Source organism: Spirosoma fluminis, from assembly GCF_054778895.1.
This window is the reverse complement of sequence record NZ_BAAGZD010000004.1, coordinates 630,058-652,853: the sequence shown is the minus strand read 5'-3', so window position 1 is coordinate 652,853 and position 22,796 is coordinate 630,058. Positions and strand designations below refer to the sequence as shown.

Annotated in this window: 22 protein-coding genes and 1 tRNA gene; 10 read left to right on the top strand and 13 right to left on the bottom strand. The window is 50.4% G+C overall.

The annotated features are described in order from the left end of the window. Positions 1-4 precede the first annotated feature (4 nt). Positions 5-1,603, bottom strand: coding sequence for a sensor histidine kinase (locus tag ACYVBJ_RS08305; protein ID WP_460981823.1), 1,599 nt, complete (start codon positions 1,601-1,603; stop codon positions 5-7). An 88-nt stretch (positions 1,604-1,691) separates the two neighbouring features. Between ACYVBJ_RS08305 and ACYVBJ_RS08300 the strand changes: the two genes are divergently transcribed. The 3 genes from ACYVBJ_RS08300 to ACYVBJ_RS08290 all read left to right on the top strand — a co-directional run bounded on the left by ACYVBJ_RS08300 (position 1,692) and on the right by ACYVBJ_RS08290 (position 3,946). Then, positions 1,692-2,186, top strand: a complete 495-nt coding sequence (locus tag ACYVBJ_RS08300) for a DUF3299 domain-containing protein (protein WP_460981822.1) — start codon at positions 1,692-1,694, stop codon at positions 2,184-2,186. A gap of 145 nt (positions 2,187-2,331) precedes the next feature. Continuing rightward, positions 2,332-2,946 (top strand): hypothetical protein, encoded by a 615-nt coding sequence (locus ACYVBJ_RS08295; protein ID WP_460981821.1) that lies wholly within the window; start codon positions 2,332-2,334, stop codon positions 2,944-2,946. 559 nt (positions 2,947-3,505) lie between these two features. Continuing rightward, positions 3,506-3,946, top strand: coding sequence for a hypothetical protein (locus ACYVBJ_RS08290; protein WP_460981820.1), 441 nt, complete (start codon positions 3,506-3,508; stop codon positions 3,944-3,946). A 638-nt stretch (positions 3,947-4,584) separates the two neighbouring features. Here the strand turns inward: ACYVBJ_RS08290 and ACYVBJ_RS08285 are convergent. The 3 genes from ACYVBJ_RS08285 to ACYVBJ_RS08275 all read right to left on the bottom strand — a co-directional run bounded on the left by ACYVBJ_RS08285 (position 4,585) and on the right by ACYVBJ_RS08275 (position 8,122). Next, positions 4,585-6,447: a hypothetical protein gene (locus ACYVBJ_RS08285; RefSeq protein WP_460981819.1), complete on the bottom strand. Its 1,863-nt coding sequence runs from the start codon at positions 6,445-6,447 to the stop codon at positions 4,585-4,587. Positions 6,448-6,648: 201 nt separating this feature from the next. Next, positions 6,649-6,900: a hypothetical protein gene (locus tag ACYVBJ_RS08280; protein ID WP_460981818.1), complete on the bottom strand. Its 252-nt coding sequence runs from the start codon at positions 6,898-6,900 to the stop codon at positions 6,649-6,651. 682 nt (positions 6,901-7,582) lie between these two features. Further along, positions 7,583-8,122 (bottom strand): Rad52/Rad22 family DNA repair protein, encoded by a 540-nt coding sequence (locus ACYVBJ_RS08275; protein WP_460981817.1) that lies wholly within the window; start codon positions 8,120-8,122, stop codon positions 7,583-7,585. A 115-nt stretch (positions 8,123-8,237) separates the two neighbouring features. Between ACYVBJ_RS08275 and ACYVBJ_RS08270 the strand changes: the two genes are divergently transcribed. Next, positions 8,238-8,408, top strand: coding sequence for a hypothetical protein (locus ACYVBJ_RS08270; RefSeq protein ID WP_460981816.1), 171 nt, complete (start codon positions 8,238-8,240; stop codon positions 8,406-8,408). A 72-nt stretch (positions 8,409-8,480) separates the two neighbouring features. On the opposite strand, the gene ACYVBJ_RS08265 is transcribed toward ACYVBJ_RS08270, so the two are convergent. Then, positions 8,481-8,554, bottom strand: a tRNA-Ala gene (locus tag ACYVBJ_RS08265). Between the two features lie 167 nt (positions 8,555-8,721). On the opposite strand from ACYVBJ_RS08265, the gene ACYVBJ_RS08260 reads away from it, so the two are divergent. Further along, a complete protein-coding gene (locus ACYVBJ_RS08260; protein ID WP_460981815.1) occupies positions 8,722-8,976 on the top strand; it encodes a GIY-YIG nuclease family protein in 255 nt (84 codons plus the stop codon). Between the two features lie 38 nt (positions 8,977-9,014). On the opposite strand, the gene ACYVBJ_RS08255 is transcribed toward ACYVBJ_RS08260, so the two are convergent. The 5 genes from ACYVBJ_RS08255 to ACYVBJ_RS08235 form a co-directional block, all read right to left on the bottom strand. Continuing rightward, complete coding sequence (locus tag ACYVBJ_RS08255) at positions 9,015-9,635, bottom strand: C40 family peptidase (protein WP_460981814.1); 621 nt, start codon at positions 9,633-9,635, stop codon at positions 9,015-9,017. 72 nt (positions 9,636-9,707) lie between these two features. Further along, complete coding sequence (locus ACYVBJ_RS08250) at positions 9,708-11,864, bottom strand: Tex family protein (protein ID WP_460981813.1); 2,157 nt, start codon at positions 11,862-11,864, stop codon at positions 9,708-9,710. A gap of 111 nt (positions 11,865-11,975) precedes the next feature. Further along, complete coding sequence (locus ACYVBJ_RS08245; protein ID WP_012925283.1) at positions 11,976-12,167, bottom strand: cold-shock protein; 192 nt, start codon at positions 12,165-12,167, stop codon at positions 11,976-11,978. 199 nt (positions 12,168-12,366) lie between these two features. Continuing rightward, complete coding sequence (locus tag ACYVBJ_RS08240; RefSeq protein WP_460981812.1) at positions 12,367-12,597, bottom strand: hypothetical protein; 231 nt, start codon at positions 12,595-12,597, stop codon at positions 12,367-12,369. A 179-nt stretch (positions 12,598-12,776) separates the two neighbouring features. Further along, positions 12,777-13,871: a Gfo/Idh/MocA family protein gene (locus ACYVBJ_RS08235; protein WP_460981811.1), complete on the bottom strand. Its 1,095-nt coding sequence runs from the start codon at positions 13,869-13,871 to the stop codon at positions 12,777-12,779. 171 nt (positions 13,872-14,042) lie between these two features. On the opposite strand from ACYVBJ_RS08235, the gene ACYVBJ_RS08230 reads away from it, so the two are divergent. The 4 genes from ACYVBJ_RS08230 (at position 14,043) to ACYVBJ_RS08215 (ending at position 18,186) form a co-directional block, all read left to right on the top strand. After that, positions 14,043-14,915 (top strand): carbon-nitrogen hydrolase, encoded by an 873-nt coding sequence (locus ACYVBJ_RS08230; protein WP_460981810.1) that lies wholly within the window; start codon positions 14,043-14,045, stop codon positions 14,913-14,915. Positions 14,916-15,005: 90 nt separating this feature from the next. Further along, a complete protein-coding gene (locus ACYVBJ_RS08225; RefSeq protein WP_460981809.1) occupies positions 15,006-16,610 on the top strand; it encodes a hypothetical protein in 1,605 nt (534 codons plus the stop codon). 46 nt (positions 16,611-16,656) lie between these two features. After that, positions 16,657-17,589, top strand: a complete 933-nt coding sequence (locus ACYVBJ_RS08220; RefSeq protein WP_460981808.1) for an ROK family protein — start codon at positions 16,657-16,659, stop codon at positions 17,587-17,589. A 39-nt stretch (positions 17,590-17,628) separates the two neighbouring features. Continuing rightward, positions 17,629-18,186, top strand: a complete 558-nt coding sequence (locus ACYVBJ_RS08215; protein ID WP_460981807.1) for a D-sedoheptulose-7-phosphate isomerase — start codon at positions 17,629-17,631, stop codon at positions 18,184-18,186. Between the two features lie 69 nt (positions 18,187-18,255). Here ACYVBJ_RS08215 and ACYVBJ_RS08210 read toward each other — a convergent pair whose 3' ends face one another. Further along, positions 18,256-18,948: a sulfite oxidase-like oxidoreductase gene (locus ACYVBJ_RS08210; protein ID WP_460981806.1), complete on the bottom strand. Its 693-nt coding sequence runs from the start codon at positions 18,946-18,948 to the stop codon at positions 18,256-18,258. An 83-nt stretch (positions 18,949-19,031) separates the two neighbouring features. Here ACYVBJ_RS08210 and ACYVBJ_RS08205 point away from each other — a divergent pair, with 83 nt between their 5' ends. Beyond that, positions 19,032-19,478, top strand: coding sequence for a DUF2059 domain-containing protein (locus ACYVBJ_RS08205; protein ID WP_460981805.1), 447 nt, complete (start codon positions 19,032-19,034; stop codon positions 19,476-19,478). A 5-nt stretch (positions 19,479-19,483) separates the two neighbouring features. On the opposite strand, the gene pheA is transcribed toward ACYVBJ_RS08205, so the two are convergent. Both pheA and ACYVBJ_RS08195 read right to left on the bottom strand, forming a co-directional pair. After that, complete coding sequence (pheA, locus tag ACYVBJ_RS08200) at positions 19,484-20,557, bottom strand: prephenate dehydratase (protein WP_460981804.1); 1,074 nt, start codon at positions 20,555-20,557, stop codon at positions 19,484-19,486. Between the two features lie 84 nt (positions 20,558-20,641). Next, complete coding sequence (locus ACYVBJ_RS08195; protein WP_460981803.1) at positions 20,642-22,534, bottom strand: DNA topoisomerase IV subunit B; 1,893 nt, start codon at positions 22,532-22,534, stop codon at positions 20,642-20,644. Between the last annotated feature and the right edge of the window lie 262 nt (positions 22,535-22,796).

The following is a 22,796-nucleotide window of genomic DNA, read 5'->3' as shown; positions in this document are numbered from 1 at the left end:
TATTTTAGTAGGTGTCATAATGAGCGGGATACGTTTGGTAAGGGATGCTAACCTGCACCCTGGTCCCCTTTCCTAATGTAGAATAAAGTTTAAATTTACCATTGAGCAGCTTAGCGCGCTCCTGCATGTTGTGAATGCCCTGCGAAGAGGTGTGAACCTGAACATCTTGTTTCCCGCCTGTTTCTTCGTATCTGTTGAGGGCACCAGCATCCGAAGCAGGCGCATCTGCCGACTCGTTACGTGGGATGCGAAACCCACGTCCATCATCGGTAACGATCAGATGAAGCGCATTGGTTCGCTCAACCAGCTCAATATGGATGTGGGAAGGATTGGCGTGTCGAACCGCGTTGCTGACAGCCTCCTGGGTTACCCGATAAAGCATAATTTCGATGTTCTTATCGAGTCGGGGCGTATCGGAGGTCAGGTTGGTTTCGAACGTAACGTCAATCTTCTCGTTACGATCGTGCTCAGCCAGCATTTTTATGGCGGGGACTACGCCAAAATCACTTAAAACGCTCGGCATTAAATTGTTTGAAATCGTACGGGTTTCCTGAATGGTCTGGGTGATGAGCGTTTTGAGGGTTTTCAGAGTTTTTGTCTGCGTTGCACTGCCGACCTGCCCAGTCCCGTTAGACCCGTTTACTTTTGCGAGATTAGCTTCTAACCCTTCGATCTGTAGTTTTATAGCCGTAAGCATCTGCCCCAACCCATCATGCAGCTCCCGCGACAGTCGTTTCCGTTCTTCTTCCTGCCCGGCGATTAGGTAAGAGGTGCGCAGCTTCTGCTCATCAATCTGCTGCTGATATTGCTGTTTGGTTGCTTCGAACAACTTCTGCCGCGTTTCCCGCAGCGATTTGTTGGCGCTCAACAGTTTCTTGTTCGCGGCTGTTGTCCGGCTTTCCGCTTCCACCAGTTGCGCAATGGTCTGCTTCAGTTTCCGGGCTGCCGGCTGGAAGATCAGCAGGCCAATGCCCACCAGCACCAGGATGATAACCAGATACAGGTAAAACTCAATTGTTTGCAGTAAGCTGATTTTTGCCCTGAGTTCGGTCGTGTACTCGCGCACAATAGCGTCTATTTCCTCCAGAAACGGTTTCTCGTTCTGTAACAGCAACTGTAAACTAGCCTGAACATCGGGCTGGTTTACTTCTTCATAATGCTGCAAACGCATGAGTCGGCGGGCGGCCTGCCGAAACGCTTCAAACTCGGGTCGAATGCCTTTATAGAGCTGCAGGACTGTATCGGAATTCGATATATAGATATTCCGATCATACACTTTTCCTTCCTTACCCTGCAAGTGGTAGCGTTCGAAGAGCGGAAAAACCTGCCGTAATTCACCGATATTTTCTTCAAACTTGGCCTGTTCGTTCACGTCCGTGAGTTGCAGCGCCTGCTTCACGATCTGCTGGCTCTGATGGCGTTGTAAGGCCGTAACCCGAATAATCCATAACTCATCCTGGAAAGCGCGCAGCCGCCACTGGGTAAGAACCTGCCCTGCTGTCAGCAGAGCAGTTAAGATAATAAGCAATGTCATGTACAGCCGGGTGAACCGTACGGGAATTGCAAAGCCGTCTTCTGCGTTATCGTTAAGCGTATCGGACACCGTCAAGCGTGGTCGAAACAAATTGGTTTAGTAAAAGTAATCTTTTTTGTAATTTTACCCTTGTTTCTCCCTTATAAGTACCAACGCCATGGCCCGTTTACTGATTGTCTTGCTGCTTGTCTCACTCATTGCTCCGGCATTTAAGTCGGCCACTCCCCTAGCCAGCACCACTGGGCCGGCTAGCGTACCGGCTGCGGCTGAACCCGTTAAACTTTCGTGGGAGGTTCTGCGCGACGTAACCTTCAAGAAGAAATGGTACGCCGAGGAATCGGTTTATATGCTTTACCCAACGTTTGGCCAGGGTATCCAGAAGTTAAATGGCAAAGCGGTTGAATTGACGGGCTACGTACTGCCTGTTGACCTGGAGTCAAACCTATACGTGCTTTCGGCCTTTCCGTACAGTGCGTGTTTCTTCTGCGGGGGTGCCGGTCCGGAATCGGTTGTGTCGCTTAAATTCAAAAAACCAGGGAAGAAATTCAAAACGGACGAGCGCCGTACGTTTCGGGGAACGCTTAAACTAAACGCCGACAATATCTATGAGCTAAACTACATCATAGCTGATGCTGAGATGGTTGAGCAATAATCAGCGAACATATTTATAAAAAAGCCCAAGTGATTTTTACGACGATACTTGGGCTTTTTCATGCAAAAGCGGCTTATTGAGTCCACTTCTTTTACCTGTTCAATCAGAACGATTTTCCATTCACTACCTGTCTTACTTCTTCTCTATGGGGACTTTAGTAAAAGTTACCACCGTTGCCCTGCTCATAGCCTCGTTACTGGGCTGCACGACCAAAGAAACCTCCAATCAACCGCAATTTGTTGTCAATAGTGACATTGAGAAAACACCGGGACAGGAATGGGTATTTAATTATCACAACGGAGATAACCGCAACCCGAATGGGTACCTGTATGAACATTCAACCGAAGCGGCCACTTCAGGTACGCACTCATTGAAACTAAGCTGCAAAGCCATCCGGGACTCATCGGCCAGTTGTTTCATTTACCAAAGCTTCGCGTCTAGCCAAATTCCCGCCAGTAGTACGATTACGCTGAAAGCGAAGATCAGAACCGTTAACCTGAAAGGCAGAGGGGTTTCGATTACATTGCGGGGCGACAAAATTGTTAACGGGAAAGGCAACCCTGTCTTTTATACCAGCACCGATGGTGTAGTTACGATCAATGGCACCGCAGATTTCAAAGAGTATTTTGCCAGCCGAGATGGTTACGGCGGTAACACCGATTATTTAGCGGTGATCCTGGCTTACTTACCGGGCACAACAGGTACCGTGTATTTCGACGATGTTACCGTCACCTACGAAGTTCCAAAACCTGTCCAGTAAACACAAGTGTAGTTATGTTTCAACAAGTAGGTGAAGATAGTTTGATGATAAGTTTGAGGTATGCGCTACTATGAATTACTAGCCAAGAGTGCTTGTTTTTGTACTTGTTCATTGCGTGTTTTTGAGCTTACAGGTACGTGAGTTTAGGTAACACCCAAGCGGACACGCAATGCAGCTTACTGTTTAGATAACGTAGATTCCATTTATTAATAAATAAAACACCCGGTCAGCAAGCACCGGTCGGGTGCTTTGTTATGCCGGTTGTCTACCTAAAAAATCTTCTTACTGCTTGTCAGCAAATTTCTCCAATCGTCTAATCCATTCAGGTCCCCGTTGATCCGTTTTCTTTTCGGTCCAAAATTAACCTGATCATCTCCCTTATTCAGCCCCTGGCTGTCTCGGCACTACAAACGTATCTACGCAAACGACATTACTGATTTCTTCCATTTGCGGTAGTACGGTGAGTGCTGATTAACTCTTTAGGGCCGCCGTCGAGCCGGTGAGTATTGGGCAATTTGTTTGCGTTCCCGCTTACCTTTGTGCTTGCTTTCTTTAGCTTATGCGCAGAGTGTTATTTTGGCTGTCACTGTCTGGTCTGGCGTTTGGCCTGATTATAGTGGTGTCGCTTTGGCTTGGTCCGCTGACCATGCGGGGCATCCGGGATCGGGCGCACGGACTTGGCATTCATGTCAATGGGCACGTTAGCAACCGTTCGGGCAAGCCCCTTTGGGTTATCTCCAGTTCAAACAACCACTTGTACGCTTACGTACTTCGCCCCGGCTACCGCAGTCCCGACAGTCTGGACGCGGACGCGGTAAAGTCTATGGACGGCTCGCCGATCAATGGTGATACAACCTGGCACAAAGTGATTGACGGCGGGGTGGCTGACGTAATACAATTACCGGGCGGCCTTAGTCTGAGTTGTTTGCTGTGTTATACGGTTCATGAACAGGAATTTCATCAACTTATTTATAAGCCTACTCAAGCCTGGGGTGAATAGATCAGGCACGATCTGAACGTAGCCAAAAAAGAATTTATAGACTAGACAAGCCCGTATTCGATTACTATTAACCCCAAAACGGTTACATCAAAATCCGCACGGGGATGAATTACGTATATCGGGTATGCTATACACCTATACTCTTGTGCGCCGACGCCGACGGATTAACTGGCTCAATTTGATTACCTGGTTTACTGTGCTGCTGATTGCCGGTTTACTGGCCTGTGGCTTGATACGGCTCATTTTTTAAGCACCAGCAAAACGAACTGGTTGATTAACTACCTAGTATTGGTAAGTTATGGATAGTACGGCCAACAGCACATAATCTCCGCACGTGAGGCAACTGGTGATCGTACAGTGTGACAAACACGTCGATCATGCTGTCAATGGGTAGCTCGTAGGCGGCTCCACCCCCGACCGGCAGATAAATATGATCCGCTTCGACGGTAATCTCCCGTTCGATAATCTCGGTTGCTGATCGTCAGGTCGAGGGCGTCCTGGCTCGGTACGTTGACCTTGACCTGATGATCAGGAAGAGATAAGTGTTACGTTTTGGTATTGAGCTTCTTTGCCAAATTGGTGCGCGGCCCGTTCTGTTCGATGGGTATCCTAGCGGGAAGATTAGCGATTTTCATACGTTATGGAATTGCAGTGGGTAAGGCTTCAGAATTAGACGCGGTAAACCGATAGTCCCCCGTCCAGGTCACCGTCTGCGGTGTTTGCAACAAGGGGGTCGTAAAGCGGAATCTTAGGTGTTGCGGTAGGATCTGCACACCAGCCGGTACAGCAGGGATCTGCCATGCGTCGAGATACGTAGTGCGGCCGGTAATTGTAAAATAGGTCGAACCACTTTTCCACGCACCGGTATCTACCCATACATCAACCCGAACGTTGTCTTCCGGATCGAGCATTGGCCAGGCGGCAGCAATTAAAACGTTGTTGCCTGTCTCGGAAATCCTGCCACGTATGACCGGCTCCTTCCATTTGTCGGCAGTAATTCCAATACCCCGTTGCGCCCGTATCCAATACCAATTGCCCCAGTTGCGGCCGTCAAGCTCGCTTACCCTGTGCAGGCCCTTGACGATGTATTCGTACTGGCCGAGGTTCGTTTTATAGCCACCCTGGCCGCCCTGCACACCCGGGAACTGTATGGCTCCATTGGCGTGCGTCGTTGGTCCTCTTTGCAGATACTCTCCATGCCAGAGGAAATTCACATCAAACATGACTGAGCGAAAGATGGCACTCATTTCCAGCGATTGTGGATTCAATGGCCGCGAATCACCCTGACCAGGCGCGTTGGCCTCCTCTGTATTGGTTCGGTACCAGTCGCCATAGTGAACGCCTGCGAAGTCGGCACTACGATCGTTACGACGAAGGGCGTACTTCTGACCGTTCATCCAATAGCGGTTAGCCTCCTCCGACGCGACATCCTCATACAGCCAGCTTGTCCAGAAGTCGTACTCATTGTTACCATGGAAAGTCTGATCGTTCCCGTAGATCTTGACCGTCTGCCCAAACAACGTAACGGTGCTATTGTCGGTACGTAGCACCCGACGACCGTTCGAATAGATGTACTTACCAGCTGCATCCTTCTGATAGATGGTACCCGTGCCGATCGTACTTCTCCAGTAATGATCACCGGCCGCAACCCCGCCCCCGTTTGCTTTGAGCGCCTGAGCGAGTGGGCCATCAACATCGATCGGATCAGTAGTGCTATTTTTCTTCCACCAAAAATTGGGGGCATAAAGTGGGTGTTCCGTGAAATGGTACTTATTAATATGCCTTCCTTTATCCGCATAGCCATAATACCAGGGAGCTGTGACAATTTTGGGCCCGTAGGTGTATACCTTCGAGCCCTGACAGACTTCCTGAATCCCTAAATACAGATAACCTACAAACACACGAAGCGAACTCTCTCCCATAGGATGCTCCCAATAGTGCGCAGATTCCTCATCGATCGTAACGTATTTAGGATTCTTGCCTCCACACTGCTGTTTGATCACAGCACCCATCCATCGACCCATAAGCCGGGCGGCTGCTTCGTCAGTGACTGGAATCAGCCGGTTTACGTATTGTGTAATCTGGGCTTTGCGCGAATCTGAGTCAGGCAGGGCATTATAATTCGCCTTTAAGTAATCCGGCATCTGCCCCGGATCACCAGGCATCAGGATGAAACCCATCAGCTGCTCGGCCGGTAGCTTCAGATCAATCGCGTTCTCCTCAAGGCCGGTGTCCGTATAATTTCGCTGCGGGATGGCCACGCGAAAACCGTGACCCATAAAATCGTCGTCCCAGTCCGAACGCTGACGAAACCGAGGCCCCCAGTACAACCATTCGGTTGTGCTGAGCGAGAAGCGAGGAAAGCGCTTCCAGCTAACGACAGCCTTCGCTGTCTGTGGGCTAAAGGAATAATCGTTCCCCTCCGGGCGTAGCTTGGTTTGATACGTCTGAGCGGTTACGATCTGGCTCAGCAAAAGCAGAAAGATCAGGATCTGTTTCATCTTAGTTGTCAGTCAGAACGGGTTTCGGTTCGTTATTAACCAGATTTCCTTCGTCATCGGTTTCGGCCGGTGTTTATGGCCGGTTCGGGCTGGATCGGCACCGCTACCAGATCGCCATTGGGTTTCCACTCCCCATTCATTACGTCAGGCGCTGGCTCGACGACATCAGGAGTGGATTTGACAGGCTCAGCCGCCGACTGTTTAACCAGCCCCTTCTCTTCTTCGGATTCCGTAAGCTTTTCTCACGTAGTCAACATCGGTGTTATCTGCGTGCTTGGAAAGCTTCACAGCACCCGCGTTTAACAGCTTACCATCGGTACGCATGAAGCTGACATACCCCGTTTGGTTGATGCCGGCGTAGTGCTCGTTCAGACGGATGATCGTCGGTTGAGCTACATTCCGAATGATGTCTTTGCCGAAGCCGCCAAAACCACTGACGTTTGCCAGCGCCAATAAAAAGCCCAGCTAAACGTAGCTGGGCAATGGGTGATTTTAAATAAATTTTATGCTGAATATTTACGGATTATCCAGCGCGTGAATAGTAGCGTCATGCCAATACAGAAGCCAGCCACGCCCGTAGATACGTAACTGAGCTCCTGATAGATTGAATAGCCAGCGTGCAGAGCAGGCCAGCGATAAAGACGGGTAAGGGTTTCTGTATAAGGTATGGTAATAGAAAATAAGGGCTTAGGACTTTGTAAGTTTATGAGTCTCTATCCATCCGGATCGCTCATTGAGCCCGTTGATCACACTCGGTCAGGCTTCAGTTTCACATTAAGCCGACGTTTAAAAGATCCAGCTTGTGCAGATGGATGGCTGCTTGTTGCTGGCCACTCGGTGGGCATCGGAAAAGTAAAGTAGTCCCGTCCCGGCACCCTACCCACCAGCAGCCGGACCTGAACGTTCCAGCTTGGTTGAGAGGTGGATAAGGGTGCCAGTTATTAGGGCATCTAATTTGTAGATAGTTATCGGGGCCGTTGGCGAAGCAGCCTCCGACGAACCTTAGTGGCCTCAGCTAGCATCTTTAGATCAATACCAGACTGTCGCCGAAGATTGGGATTGCGTTCATAGTGCTCAATGGCTTGTTGGAGCAACTGAGCGGCCAAGACGGGGCCATTTACAGACATTGGTTTCATTAAGCAGGCTGCAGACTTCGAGTATGTTCTTCTTTTAAGACAATAATATCATTGACTGAATTGCCCTTGTTAATCTTGATCACTAGCGCATCCAGTAGGCGTTCAGCCCAGTTGGGAATAAACTTGTCCCCGGTTTGCAGCATTACCTTCGGATAACGGTACAGGTCACGACCTAAGCCAAACTGCACCGCACACCGCTTCATGGCATCACTAATGCCACCCTTTAGCGGTTCCACGTTGGTCCGACTGGCCGCATCGGCTTTGCTTACCCGGCGTCCATCAGGCAGTGTCACCGTTATTGTACAGATAAAGCCGTCGCCAACCTCCTCAAAACTGTTCTCCCAGTTACTCCAGCCAAACTGCGCATCGAAGCGCTCCATAACACAGCGATTGGTGATATAAGGCACAACGATCAACTTCTGACCGTCCTTAGTCTGGTTCTGCACACGCCACTCAATTTCCTCGGGACGAATAGGAGACAAAAGCATACTGAGGGTTGTGCTGGGCTTATCGGATTCGACGGTTTGCTGGTTGTTCATTGTTCTTGTTGTTGGTTGATTTCCAGATCAAATATAACCAATTCACTCCTATTTTACAATGTTTTGAAAAGCTTTTTAATTACCATTTACAAAAATGTTTATCTACATTTGATACATGGAAGAAAATGAACCCAAAACCAGAGGTAGGAAGAAAAAGCCTGAAACGGTAAAAAAGAAACCTCATCAGGTTTATGCGACCGATTCAGAATGGAGCGAGATTATCAGAAAAGCAGCGCAAGCAGGCAAAGAGGTATCGCCCTATATCATCGAGAAAGCGCTCAAATAAAGGCCGACGTTGCAACCGAAAACAAAAATGCCGATAAATTACTGAAAAACAGTAATTTATCGGCAACGTCTGTGGAGAATATCGGATTCGAACCGATGGCCTCTACAATGCCATTGTAGCGCTCTAGCCAACTGAGCTAATCCCCCATAAAAACCGCGTTACGTGGTTTCGTGGGGCAAATATGAGCAAAAATTCAACGTGTCCCAAATGCAGACACCATTTTTTTTCGGTAACCAGAGTTGCATAATTGTTGCCCGGACGGTGTTTGTTTTATACAAACAAATGCGTAGCTTTGGTAACAGTCCAGACATGTATGCATACCGTCTATATCATCTATAGCCCTACAACTGACCAGTACTTTATCGGTCAGACCAAAGATTTACGAATCAGCCTGTGGCAGCATAATGCCAAAACCAATCCGTCTACCGCTAATGGTAAACCGTGGGAGGTGAAGTTTACCCAGCAGTTCGCCACCCGGAATGAAGCGCTTAGCTTGGAAATGAAACTGAAAAACAAAGACCGAATCTACTGGGAAGAATTGATCAACAACTCCCAGTTGACAGCATAGCAAAACAAAGGCCGCTTCGAAGCGGCCTTTGTTTTTCTTCAGAATGGACGTAATGCCTTCACAAAACGCCCTTTGAAATAATCTGTGTACAGATTATCTTCACGAACTCCTCTCGACGACGAGGCATGAATAAAGCGAATGTCCTGAGTGCCTTTCACCTCCGTCACAATACCGGTATGGGAAACGTACCCAGCCTGTCCTTTATCGGGCACAAAGAAAATCAGATCGCCCGGTAATATTTCCTTAACCTCCACTTCACGGCCCACCTCCGACTGTTGCCAGGAGATTCGGGGCATTCGTAAGCCTACCGTATTAAACACAGCGTATACCAGCCCTGAACAATCGATCCCCTGGGAAGTATTGCCGCCAGACCGGTACGGCGTCCCTGTATACGTACGAGCGATCTTAACAACTTCGGGCACGTACTGACTTTCGTAGGTCCTTGAATCGACAACTTTGCCGGTGGGTTTAGTCGGAACGGCTGGCGGACGAGCCGGTGTTCGGCCGGTGGGTGTACGACGGGCCACCGGTCGCGTAGCTGCTGAGCGACGACTGACGGACGGTCCGGAAGAACGAAGAGCCTCACACGCGGTGAGTACTGAAAGCAGGCAAGCACTTAGCAGAACGGAATAAACGCCCCGGAACCAGCGTTGTTGCATACGGATGGGATTAGGGTCAGGCTTAAGCTACCGACTGATGGAATCCGTAGCCTAAGCGATAAGTGCAACCTATTAAATTTTCATAGATAACGCAATCCGTTTCCGGCTGGTATCTATTTCCAGAACCTTAACTTTTACTTTCTGGTACACGTTCACAACCGTTTTCGGGTCGGAAACGTAGTGATGAGCCAGTTGAGACACATGTACGAGTCCGTCCTGCTTCACGCCGATGTCGACGAATGCGCCAAAGGCTGTGATGTTTGTTACCACGCCTGGCAGCACCATACCTTCGTGCAAATCCTCGACCGACTTTATACGTTCGTCGTACTCGAAGACCGACAGTTGTTCGCGCGGATCGCGGCCCGGCTTTTCCAGTTCAGCCAGAATGTCTCGTAACGTCGGCAAGCCTATCGTTGCTGATACGTAACGCTCCGGACGTATCTGCTTTCGCAAGTCCGGCTTCTTGACCAGATCTACAACTGAGCTGCCCGTATCGCCCGCCATCCGTTCGACAACGGCGTAGCGTTCCGGATGAACGGCACTGTTGTCGAGCGGGTTTTCAGCGCCTTCGATGCGCAGAAAACCTGCACACTGCTCAAAGGCTTTTGGTCCTAACCTCGGTACTTTTTTGAGCTGCTCACGCGATGTAAACGCGCCATGTTCGGCCCGGTACGCAACGATATTACCGGCTAGCTGCGGCCCTAATCCAGACACGTAACGCAGCAGATAGGCGCTGGCCGTGTTAAGCGACACTCCTACCTGGTTTACGCAACTTTCAACAACTGTATCCAGGCTGCTCTTTAAATCCGTTTGATCAACGTCATGCTGATACTGTCCCACGCCAATCGACTTCGGGTCAATCTTAACCAGTTCAGCCAATGGATCCATGAGCCGTCGGCCTATACTTACAGCTCCGCGTACGGTTACGTCATGGTTCGGAAATTCGTCGCGGGCCACCTCGGAAGCCGAATACACCGATGCGCCCTGTTCGCTCACCATAAAAATGGGCTTGCCGAGTTCCAGATTCCGAATAAACATTTCGGTTTCGCGGCCTGCGGTCCCATTACCGATCGCTATCGCATCAATGCGGTATTGAGCAACGAGCTTTTGTACGTTCTGCGCGGCCTGCTGTTTCTGGGATTCCGACTGAACAAGGTACAGAACCGTATCGGCCAGCAGATTGCCCTGGGCGTCCAGACATACGGTTTTGCAGCCCGTTCGATAACCCGGATCAATAGCCAGCACCCGTTGCTGACCCAGAGGAGGGCTTAATAGCAATTGGCGTAAGTTATCGGCGAAAATTTGAATGGCTTCGGCATCCGCTTTGGTCTTGGACCGGTTATCGAACTCGGTCTCCAGCGACGGTTTCAACAAGCGCTTATACCCATCGCGAATGGCAAGTGTAAGCTGCTCTCTACAGCTTCGAGACGACGAGTTTTTACTGATAAACTGCCGTTCGAGTCGTTCAATGGCGACCTCTTCATCCGGGTTGATACTAACATTCAAAAATCCTTCGGCCTCTCCCCTTCGCAACGCTAGCAGCCGGTGCGACGGAACACGCCGGAGCGGCTCGGCAAAATCGAAGTAATCTTTATACTTTACGCCTTCCGCTTCTTTGCCTTTTTTGACAATAGAGCGGATAATAGCCTCTTGTTCGAACAGGTTTCGAATCCGCTGACGGGCATCGGCATCCTCGCTGATCCGCTCAGCTACTATGTCACGAGCCCCTTGCAGCGCATCCGCCAGGGTCGGTACAGCTTCCGTAACGTAACGTTGGGCAATTCGCTCAAGGTCAGATTCCCGTTGCATCACAATTACATTGGCCAGAGGTTCCAGCCCGCGCTCGATCGCAACCGAGGCCCGCGTTTTCCGTTTCTGCTTGTAGGGCAGATATAAATCTTCGAGGTCGGTTAAGGAATCGGTGGTTTCCAGTTTACGACGCAGATCAGGCGTGAGCTTGCCCTGTTCGTCGATTGATTTTAGAATGGCCTCCCGGCGCTTGTCCAAATCCTGAAGTTTCTGATACGTGTCTTTGATCGCCTGGATCTCGACTTCATCCAAGGGGCCACGGTCTGTAGCTGCGGTTGCTTCTTTGCGATAGCGAGCTATGAAAGGAACGGTAGCTCCTCCGTTCAATAGGTCAATGGCTGCGGTTACAGAGCGAACAGGCAGCCCAAGCTGGCTTGCCGTACGTTCTGGAAGCCGACGCAGTTCCGAAGATTGGGACATGTACTAAGTAAGATAATAAAGCGCAAAAATGGGCCTAGGAACCGATAGAGCAAAAAAAAACATGCCAGCTGGCATGTTTTTTACAACGGTTGTCTTCGGTATATCTTACGATTAAGCCATTTCGACGTTCACGGCATTTAAGCCTTTCTTACCGCGCTCGACATTGAACTTAACTTTGTCGTTTTCACGGATTTGATCGATGAGACCGGAAGCATGTACAAAAATGTCTTCGCCACCGTCATCTGGTTTAATGAACCCAAACCCTTTGGTTTCATTAAAGAATTTTACTGTTCCTGTTTGCATTGTATGTTTAAATTTAAGCGAAGGACGTCACAATAAATATGATTTCCAAATATCAGACGAAAATTTCCGCATTTAACTCATAATATCCTTCTAAATAGGCCCAAACAGGCCAAATTTAGGTATACACAAATCGCCCCGACCTGCGCAGGTCGGGGCGATTATCTATATACAGTATCCTTATACACTACGTTGGCAGGGATCAGGCCAGATACGGCAGATACGGGTTTAGTTTGTCTGTATCGCGAAAAGCCGTTACCTGATTGAGCTGACTGTTATATGCGTCGTAGCAAAGTTCTACGTAAAAGTCACGCAGGTTGTACAACAGAAAGATGGTATCACCTTCGTACCGGTTTGCCAAAATATCGCCGGCAAAGTAAAGCGTGTCGAGTTGCTGTTGGGCGGGTAGTTGCGTAAAGTCGGCGGGTTGCATAATGGCCTGAGTTGTCAGGCGAAATAAATCAAATCGAAGGGCCCGGCCAAACTCCAACCTCAACTTTATATACCAGACTAAAAACAGTCGTATCGTACAACTAAAACATTATCCATGGTAATACCTTACAGACCAGACAACTTATGACTCTCTATCAAGGGGCTCCCTCGAACCGCTTCTCAGGCAATTTTCACCTCGCGTCCGCTCCGGGCGGCCTGGTAGATCGCTTCTACTATTTTTATATCACGCAGACCCTCTTCACCCGGTACGAGCATCGGCTTGTTTTTCATGATGGACTCCGCATCGTCATCCATTTGCTTAGCTTGCTGCCAGGGCATTTCGTAGGGATGATTAATCAGATTACCGTTCCATTGGCCTTTTACACCGTTGTAGGCCGAGTAAGGCTCCATGTGCAACGTCCCTTTGCTGCCCGTTACGTGCAGGTAGTTCATGTTCATTCCGTAACTCGACTCTACCGAAGCGCGGGCTCCGCTCGGAAAAACAAGCTGCACCATTGACGTTTCGTCCAGACCATTTTTATACACATCGGGCCGCGATGTGTATTGCTGGGCCGTAACGGCAATGGGTTCTTCGCCGGTTGCTAACCGCGCCCCCTGTAATACGTAGACGCCCATATCGTACATGACGCCCCCGCCCATTTCTTTTTTTTGTTTCCAGTGATCGGTTCGGGCGTCGTAGTAGCCAGCGGCACAACTCACCATCTGAATCTTTCCGATTTGTCCGTCGCGCAGCACTTTAACGTATTCCTGTGTATTAGGATCATGGTGCAGCCGGTAGCCAACCGCCAGAGAGCGCTTGTTTTTGGCGCAGGCATCAATCATGTTCTGACATTCTTTCGCCGTAACGGCCATCGGTTTCTCTACCCAGACGTGCTTACCCGCTTTGGCGGCCCTGATGACATACTCTTCATGCATGGAGGGTGGCAGCACTACGTATACGACGTCAATGTCGGGGTTGTTGGCGATCTGATCGAACGTCTGGTACGAGTAGATGTTTTTATCAGGAATGTTGTACTGCTTTTTCCATTTCTCGGCTTTAGCAGGCGTGCCCGTTACAAGGCCGGCCAGGTAGCAATTCTTGGTTTTCTGAAGCGCAGGCGCTAATAGATCGGTACTGTAGTAACCCAGTCCAACCAGGGCTACCCCCAAGCGGTCTTTAGCCGGACGTGTAGCGGCTAGTAATACATTCGGCGATAACGTAGCGGCCGCACTCGTCAGAGCGGCTGTGTGCAGGAAAGTTCTGCGAGAGGTCATAGGATTTCGGGTTTGTCGTCTAAGGCGCAAGTTTATCAAGAATAGGGATTCGGAATACAAACGAACACCTGCGCCTACAATCTAAGCACAAAAAAGCCTCGGTCGAACCCAGCTACTAAGACTTTTGTTGAGAATAGGCATTGTCAGTATAGAACGGCCTATTTTTGTCGCATGTCTAAGAACGTATCGATTGGTTTAGTGCAGATGAGTTGCTCGGCCGATGTCGAGTCGAACATCCAGAAAGCTATAACTGGTATCCGTGAAGCCGCTCAGAAAGGAGCTCAGATTGTTTGTTTGCAGGAACTGTTCACATCGCTGTACTTCTGCGATGTCGAAGATCATCATAATTTCAGCTTAGCCGAAGCCATTCCGGGGCCAACTACCGAACGGCTAGGGCAGGTAGCGGGCGAACTGGGCGTCGTTATTATTGCGTCGCTATTCGAGAAACGGGCGCAGGGGCTTTATCACAATACAACCGCTGTGCTGGACGCGGACGGTACGTATCTGGGGAAGTACCGCAAAATGCACATTCCGGATGATCCGGGTTATTACGAAAAATTCTATTTCACTCCCGGCGATTTGGGTTACAAGGTGTTTGACACCAAATTCGCCCGGATTGGGGTGCTTATCTGCTGGGACCAATGGTATCCCGAAGCGGCCCGCATTACGTCGCTGATGGGGGCTGAAATTCTCTTTTACCCGACGGCTATTGGCTGGGATACCAACGAGCCCGATCCGAAACAAAATGAGGAGCAATACAACGCCTGGCAGACCATTCAGCGCAGCCACGCCATCGCGAACGGCGTACACGTCGTAGCAGTTAACCGGGTTGGACGAGAGGCTGACCAGCAGTTCTGGGGTGGCTCGTTCGTGGCCAATCCGTTTGGTTCCTTATTGTATCTGGCTCCGCACGACCAAGAGTTGGTGCATGTGCAGGAAGTTGATCTGGGCTTGTCGGAGAAATACCGGACTACCTGGCCATATTTCCGTGATCGACGTATCGACTCGTATCAGCCGATTACGAAACGGTATATTGATGAATAACGTAATGTTTTAGTCGTTCGTCAGCCGTTGAAACTTGCTGGCTAATGGTTTTCTTATACCCTTTATTCGGCAAGTAACTTAACTCGTTTAATGAAAGTAATCGTATCCTCGCTGGTAGCTGGTCTGGCTGGTCTAGGGTTCTGGTTCACCCGCCAGGCTGGTCCGCCCGTTCCGGAAGGCGTACAACTGCAGGAGCCATTACCTGCGCCTACCGCACTTACTCCAACACCCCGCGCCCGGTTCGCCCCCACGACCCGTAAAGGGTATTATAATATTGATGTGGTTAGCGACTTCAGCCTGCCAGTGACAAAGACCGTCACTTTCTGCGGAGCGGGCCGTAACCTACACCTCCAGCAGGACCCCGGCAAACTCTTCCGGCGCGGCTTTTCGTCCGTCGAGCAAACTCGGATGATTCCCCGCGTAGAAATCTGGACTGACGGCTTTCCGGCGAAAGACTGGAGAAGCAGTCTCAAGCAGAGCCAGCGAGCGCTGATCCTGTATCAGGATTATTTCGCCAACTCGTTCGGGCTGGGCTGGGCACGTAATAGCCAATACGCCAAGGATGTTCTTTACAAGAGCGCACCGGGTGCCCGCGCCACCCGCAACACGCTTTATCAGGCATCAATGGAATTGCAGGGCGGCTGCGTGGGCTTCGGAGACTGTCCACCGGGAGGCATGAAAAGCAGTTTCAGCAAGATATTTCTGGATATTGAGAACGAAGGAGCCAGCCGGGAAAATCAGCAGGAGCAGGTGAACCTCTATACCTTCATGATGAAAACGCTGAAGGAAAACGTAAGTCCGCAGACCGAGATTGGCTCCATCGCTCCGGTGCCGCATAATAGCTACGGTTACTCGCGGGCTGAAGACTACACGGCGGCGGCAGATTGGCTATGGAGCACCCCCGCTCAACACACCACCACCAGCCGACAGCGTGGTATGCCAGACAACCTTATCGGGAAAACGTTTGCCGATTACGCCGATTTTCAAATGCCCGGTACGTACTATTTATACCCCGAATTTGACTATACGGCCCGCCATACCAACGATGCCGACCGCCACTGGTTGGGGGCCCTACTGGGTGAACAGGAAGTGAATCGCAAGCTGTCTCCCAAAAAACGGATTGCCTGGCATTGGGTCTTTAATACCCAAAACAGTGAGTTCCCCAACAGCGGTAAGGCCGAGCACCCGGCTCCGCCAGCCGTTGCCGAAGGTATGGCCACCTTTTACTGGTTCACCGGCGCGTACGGTGTTCTATTCTGGGACGACCAAAAAGATCTTACCCCCGATCAGCCCTCTCCCACTGACCCTGCGTTAAAGGGGTTGGCCAACGATCGGAACTATGCGTGTTACGAACATTATATCCACGGCCTCTGGCGGCTTTTCAAGCACCACGGCAATATGTTCAATGGCCGGGAAACGTACCTGAACGAAAATACGGACTGTTCGTACGACGGTGGAAAAACCTGGATTAAGTATAACGCCAATCAGATCAAAACACGGGATTTGCCTTTCGTGCGCGCCATTGTCAACGGCGATCAAATTCTGGTAGCCGCTACGAAAGCCTACGCGCAGCCAACACAGACTACGCAGGTGATGCTACGGTATATTCAAAATGGCTACAACTTTTATACAAAGATTTCCCTGAAAGGCGACGAAATTTATCTGGGTCGTGCTACAATGAGCCGTCGGAAATAAATTGCGGTTGGTGCTACCACAACGGGCAGTACCAATCTGATCAGCTATGAATCTTGGCATTGAAATAGGCGGCACGAAGCTGCAATTGGTAACCGACAACGAGCAGGGTCAGCTTGTTCAACGATTCCGCTTTGAGGTTGACCCGGCAAAGGGCGCGGATGGGATTTTAACCCATATTTCGGACGTATTACAACAGCTACCAGAAGCCCCCCGCGCCATTGGCGTTGGCTTTGGCGGACCGGTCGACTGGACAAGTGGACGTATCGCGACGTCGCATCAGGTTGGCGGCTGGTCAGGGTTCGATATGACGGGCTGGCTCCAGGAGCGGATTCCGGGCGTAACCGTACGGGTTGAGAATGATGCCAACGTAGCCGCCCTGGCTGAAGCCCGACACGGGGTTGCCACCGGTTTTCGTCACGTATTTTACAGTACGTTAGGCAGCGGAGTCGGCGGGGGCATGGTGATTGACAAACAGATTTACCACGGAGCCACGCCCGGCGAAGCCGAGATCGGCCATCTATGGCTCGTTCCGCCGGGCGAATCCACGCCGGGTCAGACGATTGAACAAACCGTATCGGGCTGGGCGGTCGATAAACAGATTCGGGAGTTGCTTCCGCAGCTTCCTGACGATTCTCCGTTGAAACGACTTGTTTTCGACGCCCATGCTGCCGGGGACATAGGTAAAGAAGCCCGGTTCCTGCACCCGGCTTACGAAGCCAGTGACCCCGTGGCCCGAATGCTTATCGAGCAGATCGGTTCGGTACTGGCGCTAGGCTTATCGCATGTCGTCCACCTGTTCCATCCCGACGCGATTGTCCTGGGCGGTGGGCTTTCGTTGCTTGGCGAGCCACTGCGGACTGCGGTTCGCCACGCCTTACCCCGATTCGTAATGAGCGCTTTTCAACCTACTCCCATTGTGCTCCTTGCGAAACTGCGGGAAGATGCAGTACCGACCGGTGCCTTGTCGTTAGTTCGCTAAACGCAGTCTTCTGTTTGAACCAAATGCTACGTATAGGAAATGAATACCGATTACTTCCAGGCTTATATTGATCGCCAGAAAGCGGCTTACGATGCCATTCCGCTGGACCGCGTAGAACACCTTAGTTCGCTCATCAAACAGTGCTGGCAAGATGATCGGCAGTTGTTCGCGTTTGGCAACGGTGGCAGCGCATCGAACGTATCCCACTTCATTACGGATCTTGGCAAAAGTGCATCCGACAAGATGGGCAAACGTTTTCACTGCCTGTCACTCAACGAGAATCTATCGTGGATTACCGCCCTGGGTAATGATTACTCGTATGAAGATGTATACGCTCAGCAACTTCAGAATTACGCCCGGCCCGGCGACCTGGTGCTAACACTCAGCGTAAGCGGCAATTCCCCAAATCTGGTTAAAGCGGTCGAGTGGGCGAACAACCATGGCCTGACTACCATCGCCCTGGTTGGAGGTAAGCGGGGCAGGCTGGCAGATCTTGCCCACGAATCCATCGTTATCCAGGATGAGCATTACGGACGGGTTGAAGACGCCCAGATGACCATCTGTCACATGCTTTGTTACGGGTTTATAGAAAGCTAAGGGAACGAGAAGAGAGACAAGCAGGGAAGCAAAGACTTCTCCTTTGTTCCTTTCCTCCCTTCTTCCCTTTCAGGAATACCGGTCGTTACGCCACGGGTACGCCGTATTCGAGTAGCCGCGTTCTTCCCAGAAGCCCAATTGATTTTTAGCCAGAAACTCGATACGCTTTATCCATTTCGCTCCCTTCCAGGCGTATAATTGGGGCGTAATCATTCGTAGCGGTCCGCCATGTTCTTTAGCCAGCGGCTGACCGTCGGCGGTGTGCACCAGCAGAACGTCGGGCTTGAGCGCTTCTTCCAAGGATACGTTGGTCGAGTAGCCATCGTAGCCGTAGCACATTACGTGGGTAGCGGTGCCTTTTGGATCGACTAAAGCGGCCAGATCCATAAAGCGGACACCTACCCAGGGAACATCTAACCGCGACCAGGTGGTCACGCAGTGAAAGTCGCTTACATCCTCAACCTGCGGCAACGCCATCAGGTCTTCCCACTTTAACCGTACCGGGCTGTTTACTTCGCCATCAATATTAAGTTGCCACTTATCAAGTGGAATGCTGGGCTGATACCCTAAATCCAGTACCGGCCACTTCGCGGTGACGGTCTGCCCAATGGGTACCGTTGGCATTCCGTGGCGGTTCGGTGCCCCTGACCCGCGTGGTTTTTCGTCCGTCATTGATGGTGTCTGCGCCATTTTCTCCTCAAACCGACGTTTGAGTTTCATCCGGGCATCGACAATCTTATCTGTTTTTTCGTTGGCTTCCATACGCGCCTGTGAGTTTTCTCTTTTTACCCTTAATAAACAGTAAACAGGAATCAGTAGTTTTGTTAACCTAAAAACTCAGCCTTATGCGTCAGTTCTTTGCCTTCCTATGCCTCGCCTTGATTAGCTTTCACGCATCTGCTCAAAGCGCACCCACCAAGCAGGATGATATTCGTCAGCTTATGACCATGATGGGCACAACCTCCCTGATGGAGCAGTCGATGAGTCGGTTCGTTGAAACCTTTAAAAAAGCGAATACCGGCCTTCCGGAGAGTTTCTGGACTGGTGTTGAAAAGGAAGCGAACTACCAGGACCTGATCAATAGGCTGATTCCTGTGTACGAGAAGCATTACACCCATGATGAAATCAAGGAGCTATTAGCTTTCTACAAATCGCCACTTGGTCAGAAATCCATCCGCGAACTTCCGGCCATCATGCAGGAATCGGCCAGCATCGGCCGGGAATGGGGTGAACAACTAGGACGGCGGATTGCGGATCGCATCCAGGCCGAAAAATCGCCCCCAAAAAACTAACTCTGTTACGCTGTGCGTACGTAACTGCCCAGCAGTTTAACCTCAGCCGCGTGGTGATTTAAGATCTCCTGCAAGGCGGGTTCGTTGGCATGACCCTCACATTCGATCAAAAACCAGTACCGGAACGTAGCACCTTCGCGCAGGGGACGGCTTTCGATTTTGGTTAAGTTGATGCCACGGGCGTTGAACTCCTGCAGAAATTCGGCCAGTACCCCCGGTTTTTCCGTATTCGGCAGCCGGGCAATGATGGTCGTCTTATCATGCCCGCTGGGCTGGTTGACAAAATTCTTCGCCAAAATCAGAAATCGCGTCCGGTTCAGATCACTATCGCCGATGTTGTCGAATAACACCGGAACATCAAACAACTTGGCTGCGATGTTCGAACAGAGGGCCGCTGCGGTGGGTTGCTGCGCGGCTAGTTTGGCCGCCTTTGAGGTCGATTCAACGGGCACCAGTTCAGCCTGTAATCCGTCGAACGTATCGTTCAGAAACTTGCTGCACTGCCGAAAGGCGATGTCTTTAGAGTAGATGTGCGTAATCTCGGCCAGATTTTCCGTTTTTGTAGCAAACGTAAAATGTACGGGAATCTGAGCCTCGGCGGCAATGGTCAGGTCCTTTTCAAGGAGCAGATCAATGGTCTCCAGCACAATCCCTTCCTGATTGTTTTCAATGGGTACCACTCCGAACCGAACACGCCCGGTTTCGACGCTTTCGAATACCGAGCGGATCGTAGGCAGGGTCATGTAGGCGCTCATTGCTCCAAACCGGCTTTCGGCGGCCTGATGCGTGAAACTTCCCTCTGGACCCAGGTAGGCTACTCGCTCCGGCAGTTCGAGGTTACGCGATACGGCAAATATTTCCAGAAAAATGGCTTCGATGGCGGGGCGATTCAGCAGACCATCATTTTGGTTATGCAGCCGATCAAGAATTTGTTTTTCGCGCTCGGGGCGATAGATAACCGTATTGGTAGACCGTTTCAGTTCACCCACTTTTCGGACCAGTTCCATGCGCTTGTTCAGCAGCAGCAGCAGTTGGTCATCCAGGGCGTCAATGTTGTTACGGAGCGATTCGAGAGTCATCAGTCAAAAAGTGCAGCCTTTGCAGTAGGCATCAGGCAGTGTACCACAAAAGTACACTGCCTGATGCCTACTGCAAACAATTGGCTAAACTAATGCCGCTTCGTCAACATCTTTCTCAATCCGCAGATTGTCGATAATAAAGCGCTGGCGGTCGGGTGTATTTTTGCCCATGTAGTAGCTCAATAGCTTGGGTACCGACGTTTCTTTCTCCATAATCACCGGCTCAAGCCGCATATTTTCACCGATGAACAAACCGAACTCTTCGGGTGAAATCTCGCCTAAGCCTTTGAACCGCGTAATCTCTACTTTCTTGCCACTTTTCATCAGCTTATTGATAGCCGTCTGCTTTTCCTCTTCGGAATAGCAATAAGTAGTTTCCTTGTGGTTTTTCGGGTTTCGCACGCGGAACAGGGGCGTTTCCAGAATATACAGGTGTCCGTTACGTACCAGATCCGGAAAAAACTGAAGGAAAAACGTCAGCATCAGCAGCCGGATGTGCATCCCATCGACATCCGCATCAGTCGCGATGACAATCCGATTATAGCGTAGCCCTTCTAACCCTTCTTCAATGTCCAGCGCGTGTTGAAGAAGGTTGAACTCTTCGTTTTCGTACACAACCTTCTTGGTAAGGCCGTAGCAATTCAACGGTTTACCCCGCAGGCTGAACACCGCCTGCGACTGCACATTTCTGGACTTTGTAATTGAACCGCTGGCTGAATCGCCTTCAGTAATGAACAACGTCGACTGGTACCGATCGTCCGCTTTTACGTCAGGCAGGTGGTTGCGGCAGTCACGAAGTTTTTTGTTGTGCAGACTTGCTTTTTTGGCACGATCATTGGCCAGTTTCTTGATGCCGGCGAGTTCCTTGCGTTCCCGCTCCGATTGCTCGATCCGCTTTTTTAGCGCGTCACGAATGGTCGGGTTCATGTGCAGAAAATCGTCTAACCGTTCTTTAACGAAATCCTTAACAAACGAATTGACTGACTGCGCATTGGCCTCCGGCGACATGTTTACCGAACCCAGCTTTGTTTTGGTCTGCGACTCAAATACCGGTTCCTGCACGCGAATGCTGATGGCCGCAATGATGCTGGCCCGGATGTCGGTAGTTTCGTAGTTCTTGTCAAAGTGTTTACGTACCGTTTCAACCACGGCCTCTTTGAGAGAGTTGAGGTGCGTACCGCCCTGCGTGGTGTACTGCCCGTTCACGAATGAGTAGTACTCTTCCCCGTATTGGTTGCCATGTGTTAGGGCAATCTCCAGGTCATTGCCTTTCAGGTGAATGATTGGGTAACGTAGCGAATCTTCATCCGTCTTATTACGGAGCAGATCCAGCAGGCCATTCTGCGATATGTATTTCTGCTTGTTAAACGCAATCGTCAGTCCGGCATTGAGGTAGCAGTAGTTCCAGATCATGTTCTCCAGATACTGCGGTATATAATGAAAATGCTTAAAGACGGTGTCGTCGGGTTCGAAGCAGATCAGCGTTCCGTTCCGTTCGCTGGTAGTTTCTTCACCCTGCTGTTTAAGTTCGCCCCGTTCAAACTCAGCCCACACGGCACGTCCGTCCCGAAACGACTGAACCCGAAAATACGTCGACAAGGCATTGACGGCTTTCGTACCAACGCCGTTCAGGCCTACCGATTTCTGAAAGGCCCCTGAGTCGTATTTGCCACCAGTGTTTATCTTGGAAACAACCTCAACGACTTTGCCCAATGGAATACCCCGGCCATAGTCACGAACTTCGACGCGGTGATCCGTTACGCGAATATCAATGATCTTGCCGAAGCCCATGACGTGCTCATCAATACAGTTGTCAATGGTTTCCTTGAGCAGAACATAGATCCCATCATCAGCCGCTGAACCATCGCCGAGTTTACCGATATACATACCCGGCCGGAGACGAATGTGTTCCCGCCAATCGAGTGAGCGGATACTATCTTCATTGTATTGAACGGGTTGATTTGTCAATTCTGCCATACAGGAATAGTGAATAATAGACTTTATGAAAGCGGCTGGCTTAACGTGTGTATTTGACGAACATCGGAAAAATCATACCCTGCTCAAGCAAGGCAATAAATGTTTCCGCTGAATAGAAAACTGTTCGCAATCCGACAAAAGTTCGTTTACTTTGCCAGCTGAACTGTGCTTTGTACTATAAGACCTAAAATGTCGTTAGATACAAGTCTTCGCCTTTATTGCCGCAGAAGCTGTTCGACATCTTAAAAATATGCAAAATTTG

Coding starts and splice junctions, on each gene's coding strand:
- ACYVBJ_RS08295 (WP_460981821.1), top strand. CDS start 2,332: ATGGGGACTTTAGTAAAAGTTACCACCGTTGCCCTGCTCATAGCCTCG.
- ACYVBJ_RS08245 (WP_012925283.1), bottom strand. CDS start 12,167: ATGCAAACAGGAACAGTAAAATTCTTTAATGAAACCAAAGGGTTTGGG.
- ACYVBJ_RS08260 (WP_460981815.1), top strand. CDS start 8,722: ATGCATACCGTCTATATCATCTATAGCCCTACAACTGACCAGTACTTT.
- ACYVBJ_RS08240 (WP_460981812.1), bottom strand. CDS start 12,597: ATGCAACCCGCCGACTTTACGCAACTACCCGCCCAACAGCAACTCGAC.
- pheA (WP_460981804.1), bottom strand. CDS start 20,557: ATGACTCTCGAATCGCTCCGTAACAACATTGACGCCCTGGATGACCAA.
- ACYVBJ_RS08195 (WP_460981803.1), bottom strand. CDS start 22,534: ATGGCAGAATTGACAAATCAACCCGTTCAATACAATGAAGATAGTATC.
- ACYVBJ_RS08250 (WP_460981813.1), bottom strand. CDS start 11,864: ATGTCCCAATCTTCGGAACTGCGTCGGCTTCCAGAACGTACGGCAAGC.
- ACYVBJ_RS08255 (WP_460981814.1), bottom strand. CDS start 9,635: ATGCAACAACGCTGGTTCCGGGGCGTTTATTCCGTTCTGCTAAGTGCT.
- ACYVBJ_RS08215 (WP_460981807.1), top strand. CDS start 17,629: ATGAATACCGATTACTTCCAGGCTTATATTGATCGCCAGAAAGCGGCT.
- ACYVBJ_RS08210 (WP_460981806.1), bottom strand. CDS start 18,948: ATGGAAGCCAACGAAAAAACAGATAAGATTGTCGATGCCCGGATGAAA.
- ACYVBJ_RS08275 (WP_460981817.1), bottom strand. CDS start 8,122: ATGAACAACCAGCAAACCGTCGAATCCGATAAGCCCAGCACAACCCTC.
- ACYVBJ_RS08235 (WP_460981811.1), bottom strand. CDS start 13,871: ATGACCTCTCGCAGAACTTTCCTGCACACAGCCGCTCTGACGAGTGCG.
- ACYVBJ_RS08300 (WP_460981822.1), top strand. CDS start 1,692: ATGGCCCGTTTACTGATTGTCTTGCTGCTTGTCTCACTCATTGCTCCG.
- ACYVBJ_RS08220 (WP_460981808.1), top strand. CDS start 16,657: ATGAATCTTGGCATTGAAATAGGCGGCACGAAGCTGCAATTGGTAACC.
- ACYVBJ_RS08230 (WP_460981810.1), top strand. CDS start 14,043: ATGTCTAAGAACGTATCGATTGGTTTAGTGCAGATGAGTTGCTCGGCC.
- ACYVBJ_RS08225 (WP_460981809.1), top strand. CDS start 15,006: ATGAAAGTAATCGTATCCTCGCTGGTAGCTGGTCTGGCTGGTCTAGGG.
- ACYVBJ_RS08205 (WP_460981805.1), top strand. CDS start 19,032: ATGCGTCAGTTCTTTGCCTTCCTATGCCTCGCCTTGATTAGCTTTCAC.
- ACYVBJ_RS08270 (WP_460981816.1), top strand. CDS start 8,238: ATGGAAGAAAATGAACCCAAAACCAGAGGTAGGAAGAAAAAGCCTGAA.
- ACYVBJ_RS08285 (WP_460981819.1), bottom strand. CDS start 6,447: ATGAAACAGATCCTGATCTTTCTGCTTTTGCTGAGCCAGATCGTAACC.
- ACYVBJ_RS08290 (WP_460981820.1), top strand. CDS start 3,506: ATGCGCAGAGTGTTATTTTGGCTGTCACTGTCTGGTCTGGCGTTTGGC.